This is a genomic window from Methylobacterium sp. WL9 (assembly GCF_008040035.1).
Classification (GTDB): Bacteria; Pseudomonadota; Alphaproteobacteria; order Rhizobiales; family Beijerinckiaceae; genus Methylobacterium; species Methylobacterium thuringiense.
In genome coordinates, this window is record NZ_VRVE01000015.1 from 1 (window position 1) to 14072 (window position 14072).

Below are 14072 nucleotides of genomic sequence, written 5' to 3' on the forward strand. Positions count from 1 at the left end.
GATCGATGTGAAAGTAGCCGAGCGGATAGGCCTTGAAGCGCGACCGCTTGGGCTTGTCGCCGTCGACCTCCGGCAATCGGCTGATCCCGTGCCGCTGCAGGCAGCGATGCAGCGACGAGCGGGTCAGATGTGGGATCGTGGCCTGGAGCGCGTAGAGGCAGTCGTCGAGGGGCAGGAGCGTGTGACGACGAAAGGCGACCACCACCGCCTCATCCTCGGGTGACAGCACCGTCGAGCGAGGAGCCTTCGGCCCCGTGCACTGATCGGCGACTGAGGTCCGTTTCTTCCACTTGGCAACCGTCTTTGGGTTGATTCCGTAGCGCTTCGAGAGCGCCCTCAGGCTCGCTTGACTATGCTGGATCGCTCGACGGACCGCCTCCGTCGTTGTGGCGCTGCCGTGAAGAACTTGGCCCATAGCGCGTCCCTCCACTCCGGCGTGAAGAGTGCCCCATCAAACCCTGGGATCAAACATCTAGATTGCGAAATCGCCATTTCATCGGCTCTCTGGGTAATCTCAGATGGAAGCTGATAGCTCGGCACCATCCGCAGCCGCAATCGCAGGCTATACGCCGTCGCTCTTTTTCCCCTTCGCCACGATCGTCAGCGCGCCGTCGGGCAGGGGCCGTTGCAGGGCCGAGGCTTCGGACCAGTCCGCCTGGAGCCAGGCCTCGCGCTCTTCATCCGTGGTCAGGATCACGGGCATGGCTTTCGGATGGATCTCCCCGACCTCGGTGTTCGGCTCGGTCGTCAGGAAGGCGTAGAGATTGTCGGTCGTCTCGCCGTCCTTCACCTTGCGAACCGAGGTCCAGCCTTCGAGCTTGATCCCGGCGAAGCAGGACAGCGGGCGCTCCTCACTGAGCGCGAACCAGATGTCGCCGCCTGCCGCCTTGTTGTGCTCGCTGAAGGACGTGAGCGGCACGAGGCAGCGGTGTTCGGGCGAGAGCCAGCGCCGCCAGTGCGGCGACTTGGTATTGCGGACGTTGGTGACGCCTGGATCGGTCTTCTTGTCCTTCAGCGCGAATTTCGGCGACGGCATGCCCCAGCGGTACATTGAGAGGGCACGCTTGCCGTCGAGCATGTGGACGATCGGTGCCGCGTAGTTCGGGAAGATGCCGGGCAGCGAAGGCAGGTTGCCGGCACGATCGGTCTCGACCCTGAACAGGTCGCGGATCGCCTGCTGATTCGACGAGAGGCTGTAGAGGTTGCACATTGGCGTATCGTCAACGTCCTCGCGCAGATCAGCGGGTCTGAAAAAGTAAACCAGACTAGGAGCTTATGCTGCTTCCGCCATAGCCCTCGAAGGACGAAACGACCTTGTCGGCGGAGGCCTCGGCAACATCGGCAGAGACCTTGACCTTGCCATTCAGAGCCGGCTCGCCTGCAGTCTCGGTTTTTGGCTGGCCGCCTTCGAGGTCGGCTCCTGCTGCCTGCGTCCCTGCCGTGTTCTCATCCGACGCCGCAACGATCCTCACGGAGCTTCGATCGAGACCGTATTCCTGAACGAGACGTTCGACGGCCATCTCGGCATCGCGGCGGGTTTCGAACTCTGCCGAAATCGTTTTGGACATCTATGGCCTCCGACATGGGAACAGGGCCTGGGCAACGGTCCGCCAGCAGCAAGGTTCAGTCCTGAGATTTCGCCGATCAATGGACGGCGAAACTGACGCAGAACGGTGGGCGCACAGATGGAGCACTTCGCCCTAACTAGTCGGCTTGCCGATGCGATGGGTTTCAGATGTGGTACTTGTACGGTTTCGTTCTGATGGCGGGGATCGCCAACGCCGTACAGGCTGGGCTCAATGGCGCCTTATCGAAAGGGCTAGCGCAATCATTGACCGCTGGTCTGGTTGTCGCGGCAGGCACCGCTACGTGCATTCTTACGATCGGTCTTATCTCAGGCCATCTGACTTGGCCGACGGCCGATCAAGTATCGCACATGCCATGGTGGGCTTGGTTCGGAGGGGTTCTTGGTGGCGGAATCATTCTGGCGCAGTTCGTCGTTGCCCAGAAGATCGGGGCTGCGCCATTCCTCGGCCTCTTGGTCACAGCGGGAGTGGTAACATCGGTCGTTCTGGATCACTTCGGATTGATCGGCTTCGAACAGCACACCGCTAATGGCTGGCGTCTCGGTGGTGGCCTTCTGATGATCGTTGGCGTTACGCTGGTTGCCGTGTTTTGAGCAGCTACAGCCTTTTCACGCCGACCCAATAATTTGATCGGTTTCCCATCAGCAGTAGATCTGATCAGTCAAAGGCATGGGGTACTTGGTTGCCATTCACGGCTCTATGGGCGTGAACGAGATAGCGACGCCGCAGTTTCACATTGAGGTCACCTCGAGCGAGGGAGCGATCGTAAGCCCGGATCCCAAGGGGACCGATCTCGACGGAGCGGGCGCCGCACGTGCGCTTGTCGTCGAGACATTGGTAGGCTTCACCCAGGAGCGGCCGCTTCCAGGCATGACACGCACCACCACGGTCACCGCTCGCGACAAGAATGGGGGGCTGTCTGCTGCGACAGCGCTACGGTTCAAAGCCGTCCGCTATCAGGACCAGACGATCCGGCCGTGGGGCGCCCCGTTGCCGCCATGAACCGGAGCGCCTGAGCCGATCATCGATTATGCCCACGCCACAGGCAGCTCGTCGATCCGCGTGGTGTAACGCGGCGTCCGCATTTCGAACTTCGTCGACCACCCCGTGCGGGTTCGCTCCAGTCCCAGACGCGCTGGCACGACAGCTCCGCGGCCGAAGCGGGCGTTGCAGGCGTCCAGTGCCGCCATCAGGGCCGCACCCTGTTCGCGGTCCAGTTGGCCGATCAGCGCTCGTTGGCTTGCGACCAGAGGCACGAGGTCCACGGTGATGACGCCGGCCTTGCTGTAGCGCCAGGGCGGATCGCCCTGCGGGCGCCACGTCTTCGCGATGCCGTGCAGCGCCGCCTTGATCAGCACGAGGCTGTCGTTCGACGCCTCGGGTAGCGTCACCACCGTCGAGACCGAGCGCTGCGGGTGGTCACGGTCGTGCTCGGAGGTATGGAAGAAGACGGTGACGTGGTCAGTGCCGAGACCCTCGCGACGGAGCTTCTCGCCAAGCCGCGTCGCATGGGCGGAGACCGCCTGCTCCAGGCTGGCCCGATCCTCGACCCGGCTGCCGAATGAGCGGGTAACGGCGCAACCCTTACGCTGGGCCGGCATCAGGCCGAGCGGCAGGCAAGACACGCCGCGCAGCTCGTGGATGATGCGCTCGCCCACCACCGTCATCGCCTTGCGCACTGGCCGGGGATCCAGGTCACGCAGGTCCGCCACGGTATCGACGCCCATGGCCTCGAGCTTCGCGAGCGAAGCCCGGCCGATGCCCCAGACCTCACCGACATGGATCCGGCCGAGCCAATGCGCATAAGCGTCCGGGTCCGTCAGGTCGCAGACGCCGTCGAGCGGCGAGATCGACTTCGCGATGTGGTTGGCGAGCTTGGCCAGTGTCTTGGTGGCGCCGATGCCGACACAGGTCGGTATGCCGGTCCAGGCCCGCACCGTCGCGCGGAGGTCCCGAGCGAGTTCGATGCGGCGGTCAGGGCGCACGTCGGTGAGGTCGAGGAAGCTCTCGTCGATCGAGTAGATCTCGATGGCCGGTGCGAAGCCCCGGTAGACAGCGTTGGTGCGAGCGCTCATGTCGCCGTAGAGCGTGTAGTTCGAGGAGAAGACACGGACGCCTTGAGCCCGGCAGAGGTCGCGGATTTTAAAGTAGGGATCGCCCATCTTGATCCCGAGGGCCTTGGCCTCGGCAGTGCGGGCGATTGCGCATCCATCGTTATTGGACAGCACGATCACCGGCACGCCGGCCAGCTTCACGTCGAATACCCGTTCGCAGGAGCAGTAGAAGCTGTTGCCGTCGATAAGCGCGATCGCGCGGGTTCGTTCGGACCGGCGCGCCAGCGGCCGGCTCAAGACAGCCGTCCGCGCGCCAGGTGCCATCGGATCGAGAAGCGCAGCACGCCCCAGATCTCTACCTCGCCGTACTCATCGACGCTGAAAGCCGGCATGTCCTGATTGTCGAAGTCGAGTCGGGCGCGGTTGTCGACGGTCCGGTAGCGCTTACAGGACAGTTGCCCGTCGACCACCGCGACGACGACGCTGCCGTTCTCGGCGCGCAGGCTGCGGTCGATGCATGCCAGATCGCGATCGTGGATGCCTGCACCGCGCATCGAATCACCCCGGATCTGCATCAGGAAGGTCGCCGGCGGGTTCGGTACCAACCAGCGCGGCAGCTCCAGCGCCCCTTCGATGAAATCGTCGGCAGGGCTCGGGAAGCCGGCGCATAGCGCTCGCCCGATCACCGGCACTCGAACCGCGTCGGAGCTTCCGAGGATCAGTTCGTCGACCGCAAGCGGATTCACTCGGCGGTGCCCGCCGCGGTGGATACGCTGCCGCGGATGTATCCGTACGAGATGAGCCGGTCCCGCTGCATCGTCCTCCGTTCGGCCTCGCTAAGATCCGCCAACGCGTCCTCGACCGCGCGGACAAGGGCGACCCAGGTGTCGCCGCGTGCAGCCCGCCGGTAGGCGAGCGCGATCGTCTCGGCTTCCGTCAGCCGGATCTCCACAGGTGGTTCGTTGGGGTGGGCGTGCATCGCGACTCCTGTTCTCTCTAGAACATAACAGGAACAGCACGATCGCGAATGTGCGGCTTGTCGATCGCGGCCGAGATCGGGAACGAGCGGTGGACGCCTGTGGAGCGCGGGGTAGATCTCTAATGCCAACGCGGCTTTACCGTTTCCACTGCACCAATGGATACGACCTCGTCGCCGATCTGCGAGGCAAGCGACTGCCGACGATGGCACTCATGCGACTGCATGCCGAGAGGGTGGCGTTCGAACTTATGCAGGGTGGCGAACGGCTCGACTGGTCGGCGTGGCAGGTCGATGTCTACGATGCCAAAGGTAGGCCGGTAATGACGAAGCCGTTCATGGATATACGCAGGTGAACGCAGGCTTCCGCTTTGGCAGCATTGATCCAGATCGATCGCACCAATTGCAAAACTAAACCGCGCTCCCGGACTGCGACACTGCTGGGCCGGAACGGTTGCCGCCGCATCTGCTTGCCGCTCTGCACATCAGCGGAGAACACGCAGCCATGACCACAGCCAATACGCCGATGCCCGGCGAGGATTCCGGCGCCCTTCCCGAGGATCAGCGCGATAGTGAGATCGATCCGGCGACCGAGGTGGAGATCGAGGCCAACCCGCAGCCCGAGCCAGACTCGTCCCTGCCGCCTGATGATGATCTCGAGGTCGAGGATACCGAGCAGCAGCCGAGCTGAGGGGCGGACGGCAGAACGCGTTCGAAACGCGGTACCGCTGTCGCCGGTTCATCGAAAGTGGGCGGATTAACCACTCAAGGGAGGGGCCTGTGTCCCAATGCAAGACCGACAGCACGCCCGCCGACAGGCGCACGGAAGACGGCGAAACGAATGATGAGCAGCAGCACGCCGGCACCTATGCGCCACTCAGTGCACCGCTCGACCCCACGGAGAGCCAGAAGTTGGAGAACGGCCGTAAGGTCTCCGACAGCCAGCATGTCACCATGCCCGAGCGTTCGCGGGACGCCGCCAAATAGCGCAGAGGAAGCAACTATGGCTCACATCCTTGTCCTCGGAGCCAGCAACGGCATCGGCCTGGAGACCGTCAAGGCGGCTCTGGCCGCCGGACACCGAGTGCGGGCCTTCGCCCGCTCTGCCGCCGAGATACCTCTTTCAGATCCCGATCCGGAGCGGTTCACCGGGGACGCGCTGAAGGGCGGCGACGTGACAGCGGCGCTGGACGGTATCGATGTGGTGGTCCAGGCGCTGGGCGTCCCGTTCAAGAGTTTGTTCGGGCCGGTGCATCTCTTCTCGGATGCGACCAACCTGCTCGTGCCGGCCATGGAGAAGGCCGGCGTGCGCCGTCTGATCGCAGTGACCGGCTTCGGAACCGGTGACAGCCGGGCCGCAGTCGGCCTCTTGCAGCGATTGCCGTTCCAGCTCGTATTCGGGAGGGCCTACGACGACAAGGACGCGCAGGAGATGCGCATTCGCAAGAGCGGCCTCGATTGGACCTTTGTCCGGCCGGGCGTACTGACGGGCGGCGCGAATACGGGCCGATATCAGGTCCTGGAGCAGCCGTCCTCGTGGCGGAACGGTCGAATCGCCCGCGCCGATGTGGCCGATTTCATCGTCCGGGACATCGCGTCTAAGGCCTACATCCGTAAGGCGGTTGTCCTCGTCAACTAGGCAAGAACGTCCGCTATCGATTCAGGATCGTCGTTGAAGCCATCACCCACCGAGCGGCTTCGTCGCGCTTTCATCGCGCGCCTTGGGGCACTGCGGCATCTGCCGGCCCTGTTCCGCGTGGCCTGGGCGACAAGCCGCGTGCTGACGCTCGGCAGCATTGGCCTGCGGCTTGTACGTGCGGCCCTGCCGGCTCTGATGCTTTACGTGGCGAAACTCGTCATCGACACGGTCGTGGCCGGCCGATCCGATCCGACTACTTCTGCGACTGCCGACTGGCTCGCCGATCCCCGGCTCCGGCACGTCGCGCTCCTAATCGGAATCGAGTTCACCCTGGCGGTTACCTCCGACCTCATGGGGCGGGCTACAAGCCTCGTCGACGGCGTGCTGTCCGAGCGGACCGGCAACGCCATCACACTTAGGCTGATGGCCCATGCCGCGACACTAGATCTCGAGCAGTTCGAAGACCCCGGCGTACAGGACGGACTCGAGCGCGCCCGGCGGCAGGTCGCCTGGCGCTCCAACCTGATAGGCCAGCTGCTTGGCCATGGGCAGGATCTGCTCACCGCGATCTCCCTCGCGGCGGCGGTGGTGGCGTTCCTGCCCTGGCTCGTCGTCCTGCTCGTCCTCGCACTGATCCCGGCCTTCCTCAACGAACTGCACTTTAACCGGCAGAGCTACCGGCTCGCTTACCGGCGCTCGCCCGAGCGCCGGGAGAGCGACTATATGCGCTACCTCGGCGCTGGGGCCGAGAGTGCCAAGGAGGTCAAACTCTTCGGCCTCGACGCCTTCCTGTCCGATCGCTTCGGCGTGCTGGCGAACCGCATTCTTGGTGAGAACACTCAAATCGCGGTGCGACGCGCCGGCTTCGGCGGCGCATTCGCGAGCCTCGGTACGCTCGCCTACTATCTCGCCTATGCCGTGATCGCGGTCCGCACTCTCGACGGCACGCTGACGGTGGGCGACCTCACCTTCCTGTCCGGGGCGTTCCTGCGGCTGCGCGGTCTCGTCGAGGGATTGCTGCTCGGCGTCTCACAGCTCACCGGCCAGGCGCAGTATCTCGACGACCTCTTTTCCTTCTTCGCCGTCGCTCCCCGCATTCGGTCGCCCGAGCGGCCTGCCGCGTTTCCCGAGCCGATCCGCGATGGCTTCGTCTTCGAGGATGTCGGGTATCGCTATCCCGGCGCCGAACGCTGGGCCGTGCGCCATCTGTCGCTGTCCATCCGGGCCGGCGAGGTCGTGGCGCTGGTGGGCGAGAACGGCAGCGGCAAGACCACCATCGTCAAGCTGCTCTCGCGCCTCTACGACCCGAGCGAGGGCCGCATTCTGCTCGATGGCCGGGACCTGCGCGACTACGATCTCGATACCTTGCGCGCCCGGATCGGCGTCATCTTCCAGGACTTCGTCCGCTTCGACTTCACCGCCGGCGACAACATCGCCGTCGGTCGTATCGACGCGCGCGCCGACGCAACCCGTATCGGCGGCGCCGCCTCACGGGCGATGGCCGACACCGTGGTGGCGAAGCTGCCGACCGGTTACGATCAGCGCCTCGGCCGGCGCTTTGAGGACGGCGTCGACCTGTCCGGCGGCGAATGGCAGAAGATCGCAATCGCCCGCGCCTACATGCGCGACGCCGAGGTGCTGATCCTCGACGAGCCGACGGCGGCGCTTGATGCGCGGGCCGAGACCGAGGTCTTCGCCCGCTTCGGCGACCTCGCGGCCGGGCGCACCGCGATCCTCATCTCCCACCGCTTCTCCACCGTGCGGCAGGCCGACCGCATCGTCGTCCTGGCTGAGGGACGGGTGCAGGAGGCCGGCTCGCACATCGAGCTCGTCCGCTCAGGCGGGCGCTATGCCGAACTGTTCGAGCTTCAGGCCGCCGGCTATCGCTGAGCGGCCGACTGGCGCCGACGAGAGGAACGCGATGCGCGAGACCCTGACCGTCTACTACGACGGCGCCTGCCCCCTCTGCCGGACCGAGATCGGACACTATCGCGGCTGCAGCGGCGCCGACCGCGTTAGGTTCATTGATCTGAGCTCGTTCGAAAAAGATGACACCCTGGGTCCCGGTCTGAACTGTGCCGCGGCCCAGGCCCGCTTCCATGTGCGGGACACGACAGGGCGCCTGAGTTCCGGCGCTGCGGCCTTCGCCGAACTCTGGTGCACCTTGCCGGGCTGGCGCTGGCTCGGGCGTGCAGTCAGCCTGCGCGTGTTCGGGTTCCAGCCGATACTGCCGGTCGCCGAAGTGGCCTATCGCATCTTTCTGCCCCTTCGGCCTCGGTTGGCGAGGCTACTCATGCGCGCGCGACGGTTCCGCTGACGATTGCTGTTCAGCGCAGACGCGAGAAGATGTGTGCGATCGCGCTACCGACCGTCACGGCCGCCGTGCCGACGACCGTGAGGACGGCGGCCACCACGGCGAAAACCGCGGCGACAAACACCGCCACTACGACTGCACCGAGCAGGATCAACCCGACGATGTTGCCGACTACTTCCGCGCCGAACCAGCCGGTCGTGTAGCCCACGAGCGCGATCACCGGAGATAGCGCCACGAACGCGGCGGGTGGCCCCGTCAGGCAGCCGAGCAAGATCAGTCCGGTCCTGCCGTGCGGAGACTGCATCAAGGCCTGCCAAGCTATCGGCCGTTTGAGGTCAGTGATCGTTCTACTGTCCAGATCCGCCGCCACCTGAGCTGTTCGACTTCGGCTTGTTGTTGTCCTCCGCGTTGCCAGAAGCGGCGGATGAGCTGTTCGAAGGAGTACCCTGCGCAAGCGCCGGTCCCACGATCACGAGTGCCAAGGCAGTTAGGGCGGCGAGCTTTTTCATTGGGTCGTGCCTCCTGCCGGACGGTCCCGGCTGCTGCCATAACGCGTGAAGACAACTTGCGGCCCCATCGACACCGGATCCTGAATGAAGTGCACCCGGAGCGTTGGGTCGTGCTGAAAGACCTTCTCCGGACCACTGGCACATGCTCCAAAGGATGTGCCGCGTCGGCGAAGCCCGCTCGGGGCGTGCGTCGGACAGCACGCAAGCGGCTGACGAGTGTCTCGACCGTGAACCTGCCGCCCGAGCCTGGCGCCGGCAACTGGTCCCATATCACTGGCACCAATACCGGCGCACCCGTGCGGTCGCGTGTCGAGAAGCCGGCGAACGCGGTCGCCCCTCTGTGATTTCGGAGATAATCGACGAAGATCCGATTTGCTTGGCCAACGTATCTGCCGAGAACGAGCTATGGCAGCCCGTTGCCACCAGCCGAGCCGTACACCTGACCGGTGGCGTAGCTGCCTTCCGCCGAAGCGAGCTGCACGTAGATCCCGGCAAGCTCGACCGGCTGTCCAGGCCGGCCGAACGGTGTCTGAGCGCCGAACTTCTCAAGCTTGTCCATCGAAGCTCCGCCGGACACCTGAAGCGGAGTCCATATCGGTCCAGGGGCAACCCCGTTTACCCGGATCCCCTTCGGCGCCAGCTGCTTGCCGAGGGAGCGCACGAAGTTCGTCGTCGCGGCTTTGGTCTGTGCGTAGTCGTAGAGGTCGGGCGTCGGATCGGTGGCCTGCTCCGAGGTGCTCGCGATGATCGTCGAGCCCGGCTTCAAGTGTGGCAGCGCCGCCTTGATGATCCAGAACGGTGCGTAGATGTTGGTCTTCATCGTCCAATCGAACTGCTCGGTGGAGATGTCGAGGATGGAGGCGTGGGCCTGCTGACGGCCGGCATTGCTCACCACGATGTCGAGGCCGCCGAGGCCCTTCACGGCCTGCGCGACCAGATCCTGGCAGAACGCTTCGTCGCGAAGGTCACCGGGAACCGCGAGGCCGATCCGCCCCTCTTTTCGGATGAGGGCTATCACCTCCGCGGCATCGGGCTCCTCATCCGGCAGATAGTTGATGGCGACGTCCGCACCCTCGCGCGCGAAGGCGATTGCCGCTGCCCGGCCCATCCCGGAGTCGCCGCCCGTGATCAAAGCCTTGCGTCCGGCGAGCCGTCCGGATCCGCGATAGCTCGTCTCTCCGTGATCCGGCTTCGGCTCCATCCGGCCGGCGAGACCCGGCCACGGCTGTGACTGCTTTGCGAACGGCGGCTTCGGATACTGGCTGATGGGATCGATCAATGGCTGCGCAGCGGCAGGAGCCGCCTCGCGCGCCTGGGCCGAACCAGCTGCAGCAACCGCAAGGCCCGTTCCCACGCCTCCTACGATCTGACGACGGGACAGGGGCATCTGATCGTTCGAACCCATTGCGGCTCCTTGCTTGGCTGAGCAGGGGAAACCGTGCATGCGAGCGATCGTTTCGGACTGCTCTGTCGCAGGTCCGGAAACCGTGAAGGCTAACTCGTCGTGATAGCGGAGATATCGGATGGCACCCGCGTGCTGATCCAGCGCTGAGGCCGAGGTGTTGCGTGTCGCGAACTCGATGGGACCAACTCGCCTTCGGATAGAACGCCCCTGCAATGGCTGCGATCACTGGCGCCCTGGTCTGTCCTGGGCGAACGGAAGCAGCAGCTTGGGGGCTGCGGAAGATCGCGCACGCATAGACATGCCGCTGCTCCTCGCAGGGATCGTTCGGTTCGTTGTTGACGGCCCGAGCTGTCACAACAGCACCGGACAGTGTCAAGCCGGCAGCGAATAGCACTCGGTAAAAGGGAAGGCCAATCATCGACGGGGCGTAATCACGAGCACGGGTGATGGGAGTCTTCGGTGCGGATTTGAGGCTGAGACGTTGGTCATCACTGTCTGGCCCGCGTCCGAGGACCGGGCACCGTGATCTCGACAGTCTCGCCAGTGAGCGGTTTGAGGATAGGCATAATGCGCTGCGCTGCAGGTGATGGAACAATGCCGCAAATCGGCTGTGGAGCTCCTCAATCCAGGCGATAGCGCGGACTCCACCAACTTCCGCGATGTTAGTCCAACCTCACGATCGTGCATTACCCTCCACTTCAGACCGTTGTGCGATTATTCCAGAAATGGAATGCTTTTTTGCGTATTGCTTTGAATGCTTTTGAAAATATACGCGATTATTTTTATAAGCAATTAACTTTGTACGGGTATGATCTAAGCTAATGCAGGAGTTTCCGGTTGCTATATTGATTCGCCGTAGATTGTATCATGAAGAATTACTGCAAAAAGACTTATCTTAGCTTTATCTGCAACCAGCGGGCGGCTACCGCTGTCGAGATTGCGCTGATCATGCCGGTCTTTCTCTTAGTGATCTTCGCCTGGATCGAGGTTGGGTTCTGCCTCCTAATGCTCAGCACCCTCGACAATGCGGCGCGTGACGCCAGCCGCCTTATCCGGATTAGTTCAGTAACGGAAACTGCCTTTAAGAATGCGGTCTGCGCGAAGGCATCGCCGTTCATTCCCTGCGCCGGCATCATCTACAATGTCCAGTCGGGTACGAGCTTCGCAGGCCTGACTCCCGCCACGACGTCGGCTACCGGCACGCTAAGCAAGACAGGCTTCAGCGCCGGTAGCGCGGGCTCCGAGGTTCTGCTGCAGCTCGGCTATAGCAAACCGTCCTACATCTCGGGATTGCTCGGTGCGGCCGGTTTCGGCGGCAACATCCTGTTGCTGACCACGCTGACATTCCAGAACGAGAGCTACTGATGCTCCGGCGCTTTCGAAGTGACGGCAGTGGCATAGGCGCCGTCGAGTTCGCCCTGATCGCACCATTCATGCTGCTGGCAATCTTTGGCAGTTTCCAGGTCTTCGCTTTTGCGCGTGCCCGCATGCTCACGGTGGCCGCCGCGCGTAATCTCGCCGATCTGGTCTCGCAGCAGGATGCTGTTACGACGTCCGAACTCGCCGACTTCTGCAAGGCCGGAAAGCTCTCTCTGCTGCCGCTGGCGAGCAGCACCTTCAAGGCCTCGATCGCGAGCGTGAGCTATTCGGGTAGTCTGCGGAAGATCGACTGGACCGACACGAGCTGCGGCGTCGTTGCGGCAATCACGAACGCGACGAGCACGGCCACTTCTGTCACGCCCACCGCGGGCGACAGCGCAATCGTCGTCGCGGCGAGCTACGCCTACTCCTCCCCACTGACCTTTCCGATAAGCCTGAACGTCACCTTCACCGCTACCGCCTTGGCGCGGCCACGCTCGGGGACGGCAGTGACCTATGGCAGCTGAGGCGATGAGCAGGACCGGATGTCGCTCCATGCGTCACACCCTCGGCCGTTTCCGGCACGACCGGAGTGGCGTTTTCGCGATCTGGTTCGCGGTGATGGCTATACCGATGATGCTGATGGCTGGCGCAGGCCTCGACATGATGCGGGCCGTTCAGCTGCGTGCGGAGTTGCAGGCGGCGGCCGACTCCGCAGCGCTTGCTGGTGCGTCCGTCTACGTGTCGGCTGCGACAGGCTCGACGGCTCAGGCCGTCGCCAACCGTTTCATGGCGAGCGCCGTTGCCAGAATGCCTTACGCGTCGGGCGTGAGCTATACGGCAACCTCCAGTGCCTCGGGTACCGCCGTCTACAGCGTCGCCGTGACGGCGCAGGTGAGCTTGCCGAACTCGATCATGGCGATCCTGAAAAATGCGACGGACATCACCGTCATCGCAGAGGCGCGAAGTGCCGGCTACAAAGTAGCTTTCTCGCTCTCAAGCTTCGCCAGCAATGCGGCTGATGCCAACAGCATTTACTGGTACGTCGTGCCCAACAACAATGGCGTTCCAAGCGATTCGGCGTTGAACTTGCTGTTTTCGAATACTGGCGGCAGCTCTCAGAAGGACATCTCGGCCATCATTGGCACTGGCCAAAAAATCGGCTTTGCCCTCAAGAATGTCACCGGCGGTATAAGCGGCTACGGTAAGAACGGTTACGGTAAGTCTCAAGGAAGCGTAAATTTTTTCTATTCTCACTTATCTCCTCCATCGTCGGTCGCCTATCCAAGTATACTGTCACTTTTCAATTGTAGTTTGCAAACGACAGTTGGCGCTTCGACGTCAGTAAATAACGGATCCTGCCCGCTATCGCTTGGGCCCGTCAGCAATGGAACAATCAACTGCGCTCAGTCGGCCGGCAAAACGGTGAACTACTATTGGAATGACATGGGAGGAGTGTCGGACGATCGTGATTATAACGATGCGGTTTTCAATGTTACCTGTCCAAGCAGTACCGGCTCGAGCGGTTCCGGATCCCAGGCGACCAGCAGCGTGGTTCTGACAAAATAGTAGGATGTCTACCCCTGGGCACCGTCGTCGTTCTCGGTCGTGAGTTGATCCGGCCGCCAGGTCCTCGTCGGACTATTCGGCTTGGCCCTTCTCTCTACGAAAGACGCCCAGGAAGCGTGACAGCCCTTTTAACGCCGAGTCATCGGTTGGATCGATCGAAGGCTCCGGCTCCGGTTCTGGCTCAGTTCGATCCTGCACCAGTTCGTTGAGCACCTGGGTCAGCATTGGCGGCCATGGGATATCGTTGTCGTGCAACAGGCGGGCGGCTTTGGCGAGCGCCTGAACCAGATCCTCGGAGATCGGCCGGTTCATAATCTGCGCGTCGAGGATCTGATCGGTAAGCGCCGCGGTCAGTTGCTCGACCTCGGCTAGACGGTCCGTGGATTTCGGCTGGCCACTCACTCTTTTGAGCCTTTTGGCGCGATACCCCAGTATCGAGGTGGATATCGATCTGCGTCGATGGCCTTCGGGATTGCCAGTAGCTTCTAACCTTCTCCACCGCCATCATTCTCGGATGTGAGTTGATCCGGGCGCTTGCCCTCGTCGGGCTTGTCTTTGTCCGGAGGCGTGTCCGGCGCCTGGTTCATTACGGCTTGCTTCGCCTGATCGGTCTCGGCCTCACCGGACAGTGGCGGCTTTGACTTGTCGTTTGGCGTCATGG

General features: G+C 63.1%; 20 protein-coding genes and 1 pseudogene. 10 read left to right on the forward strand and 11 right to left on the reverse strand.

The window, feature by feature from the left end:
- The 3 genes and pseudogenes from FV217_RS07640 to FV217_RS07650 all read right to left on the reverse strand — a co-directional run.
- Positions 1-415: pseudogene (locus tag FV217_RS07640) on the reverse strand (IS481 family transposase); the annotation flags it as partial.
- Positions 416-562: 147 nt separating this feature from the next.
- Positions 563-1210 (reverse strand): SOS response-associated peptidase, encoded by a 648-nt coding sequence (locus FV217_RS07645; protein ID WP_147816603.1) that lies wholly within the window; start codon positions 1208-1210, stop codon positions 563-565.
- A 55-nt stretch (positions 1211-1265) separates the two neighbouring features.
- Positions 1266-1568 carry a hypothetical protein gene (locus FV217_RS07650; RefSeq protein WP_147816604.1) on the reverse strand — a complete coding sequence of 101 codons (303 nt, stop codon included), beginning with the start codon at positions 1566-1568 and terminating at the stop codon, positions 1266-1268.
- Positions 1569-1735: 167 nt separating this feature from the next.
- Here FV217_RS07650 and FV217_RS07655 point away from each other — a divergent pair, with 167 nt between their 5' ends.
- Both FV217_RS07655 and FV217_RS07660 read left to right on the forward strand, forming a co-directional pair.
- Positions 1736-2179 carry a DMT family transporter gene (locus FV217_RS07655; protein ID WP_147816605.1) on the forward strand — a complete coding sequence of 148 codons (444 nt, stop codon included), beginning with the start codon at positions 1736-1738 and terminating at the stop codon, positions 2177-2179.
- 106 nt (positions 2180-2285) lie between these two features.
- Positions 2286-2588, forward strand: a complete 303-nt coding sequence (locus FV217_RS07660) for a hypothetical protein (RefSeq protein ID WP_187272472.1) — start codon at positions 2286-2288, stop codon at positions 2586-2588.
- Positions 2589-2614: 26 nt separating this feature from the next.
- Here FV217_RS07660 and FV217_RS07665 read toward each other — a convergent pair whose 3' ends face one another.
- From FV217_RS07665 to FV217_RS07675, 3 genes are read right to left on the reverse strand one after another with little or no spacing between them, the layout of a single operon-like run.
- Positions 2615-3937 carry a Y-family DNA polymerase gene (locus tag FV217_RS07665; protein WP_246682734.1) on the reverse strand — a complete coding sequence of 441 codons (1323 nt, stop codon included), beginning with the start codon at positions 3935-3937 and terminating at the stop codon, positions 2615-2617.
- Positions 3934-4386 (reverse strand): S24 family peptidase, encoded by a 453-nt coding sequence (locus FV217_RS07670; protein ID WP_147816608.1) that lies wholly within the window; start codon positions 4384-4386, stop codon positions 3934-3936. Before FV217_RS07670 ends, FV217_RS07665 begins: the two co-directional genes overlap by 4 nt.
- Complete coding sequence (locus FV217_RS07675; RefSeq protein WP_147816609.1) at positions 4383-4619, reverse strand: hypothetical protein; 237 nt, start codon at positions 4617-4619, stop codon at positions 4383-4385. The genes FV217_RS07670 and FV217_RS07675 overlap by 4 nt, the downstream gene beginning before the upstream one ends.
- A 502-nt stretch (positions 4620-5121) precedes the next feature.
- On the opposite strand from FV217_RS07675, the gene FV217_RS07685 reads away from it, so the two are divergent.
- From FV217_RS07685 to FV217_RS07705, 5 genes are all read left to right on the forward strand, one after another.
- Positions 5122-5307, forward strand: a complete 186-nt coding sequence (locus FV217_RS07685; RefSeq protein WP_187272473.1) for a hypothetical protein — start codon at positions 5122-5124, stop codon at positions 5305-5307.
- 89 nt (positions 5308-5396) lie between these two features.
- Positions 5397-5603 (forward strand): hypothetical protein, encoded by a 207-nt coding sequence (locus FV217_RS07690; RefSeq protein ID WP_147816612.1) that lies wholly within the window; start codon positions 5397-5399, stop codon positions 5601-5603.
- Between the two features lie 16 nt (positions 5604-5619).
- Complete coding sequence (locus tag FV217_RS07695; protein WP_147816613.1) at positions 5620-6255, forward strand: NAD(P)H-binding protein; 636 nt, start codon at positions 5620-5622, stop codon at positions 6253-6255.
- Between the two features lie 33 nt (positions 6256-6288).
- On the forward strand, positions 6289-8145 hold the full coding sequence (locus FV217_RS07700) for an ABC transporter ATP-binding protein (protein ID WP_210245126.1): 1857 nt from the start codon (positions 6289-6291) through the stop codon (positions 8143-8145).
- Positions 8146-8176: 31 nt separating this feature from the next.
- Positions 8177-8572: a DUF393 domain-containing protein gene (locus tag FV217_RS07705; RefSeq protein WP_147816614.1), complete on the forward strand. Its 396-nt coding sequence runs from the start codon at positions 8177-8179 to the stop codon at positions 8570-8572.
- 10 nt (positions 8573-8582) lie between these two features.
- Here the strand turns inward: FV217_RS07705 and FV217_RS07710 are convergent, their stop codons facing one another.
- From FV217_RS07710 to FV217_RS07715, 3 genes are read right to left on the reverse strand one after another with little or no spacing between them, the layout of a single operon-like run.
- Positions 8583-8939, reverse strand: a complete 357-nt coding sequence (locus tag FV217_RS07710) for a hypothetical protein (protein ID WP_147816615.1) — start codon at positions 8937-8939, stop codon at positions 8583-8585.
- Positions 8888-9445 (reverse strand): hypothetical protein, encoded by a 558-nt coding sequence (locus tag FV217_RS23750; protein WP_348641952.1) that lies wholly within the window; start codon positions 9443-9445, stop codon positions 8888-8890. Before FV217_RS23750 ends, FV217_RS07710 begins: the two co-directional genes overlap by 52 nt.
- 36 nt (positions 9446-9481) lie before the next feature.
- Positions 9482-10483: an SDR family oxidoreductase gene (locus FV217_RS07715; RefSeq protein WP_147816664.1), complete on the reverse strand. Its 1002-nt coding sequence runs from the start codon at positions 10481-10483 to the stop codon at positions 9482-9484.
- Positions 10484-11350: 867 nt separating this feature from the next.
- Between FV217_RS07715 and FV217_RS07720 the strand changes: the two genes are divergently transcribed.
- From FV217_RS07720 to FV217_RS07730, 3 genes are read left to right on the forward strand one after another with little or no spacing between them, the layout of a single operon-like run.
- Entirely contained in the window at positions 11351-11848 is a 498-nt protein-coding gene (locus FV217_RS07720; protein WP_147816616.1) for a TadE/TadG family type IV pilus assembly protein, read from the forward strand.
- The gene (locus FV217_RS07725; protein ID WP_147816617.1) at positions 11848-12369 is read left to right on the forward strand and encodes a TadE/TadG family type IV pilus assembly protein; all 522 of its coding nucleotides are present in this window, start codon (positions 11848-11850) and stop codon (positions 12367-12369) included. Before FV217_RS07720 ends, FV217_RS07725 begins: the two co-directional genes overlap by 1 nt.
- Before the next feature lie 28 nt (positions 12370-12397).
- Positions 12398-13411, forward strand: coding sequence for a pilus assembly protein TadG-related protein (locus FV217_RS07730; RefSeq protein ID WP_187272474.1), 1014 nt, complete (start codon positions 12398-12400; stop codon positions 13409-13411).
- Positions 13412-13483: 72 nt separating this feature from the next.
- Here the strand turns inward: FV217_RS07730 and FV217_RS07735 are convergent, their stop codons facing one another.
- Together FV217_RS07735 and FV217_RS22770 are read right to left on the reverse strand one after the other, a co-directional pair.
- Complete coding sequence (locus FV217_RS07735; RefSeq protein ID WP_147816619.1) at positions 13484-13813, reverse strand: hypothetical protein; 330 nt, start codon at positions 13811-13813, stop codon at positions 13484-13486.
- 83 nt (positions 13814-13896) lie between these two features.
- Complete coding sequence (locus tag FV217_RS22770) at positions 13897-14070, reverse strand: hypothetical protein (RefSeq protein WP_187272475.1); 174 nt, start codon at positions 14068-14070, stop codon at positions 13897-13899.
- Positions 14071-14072: the final 2 nt, after the last annotated feature.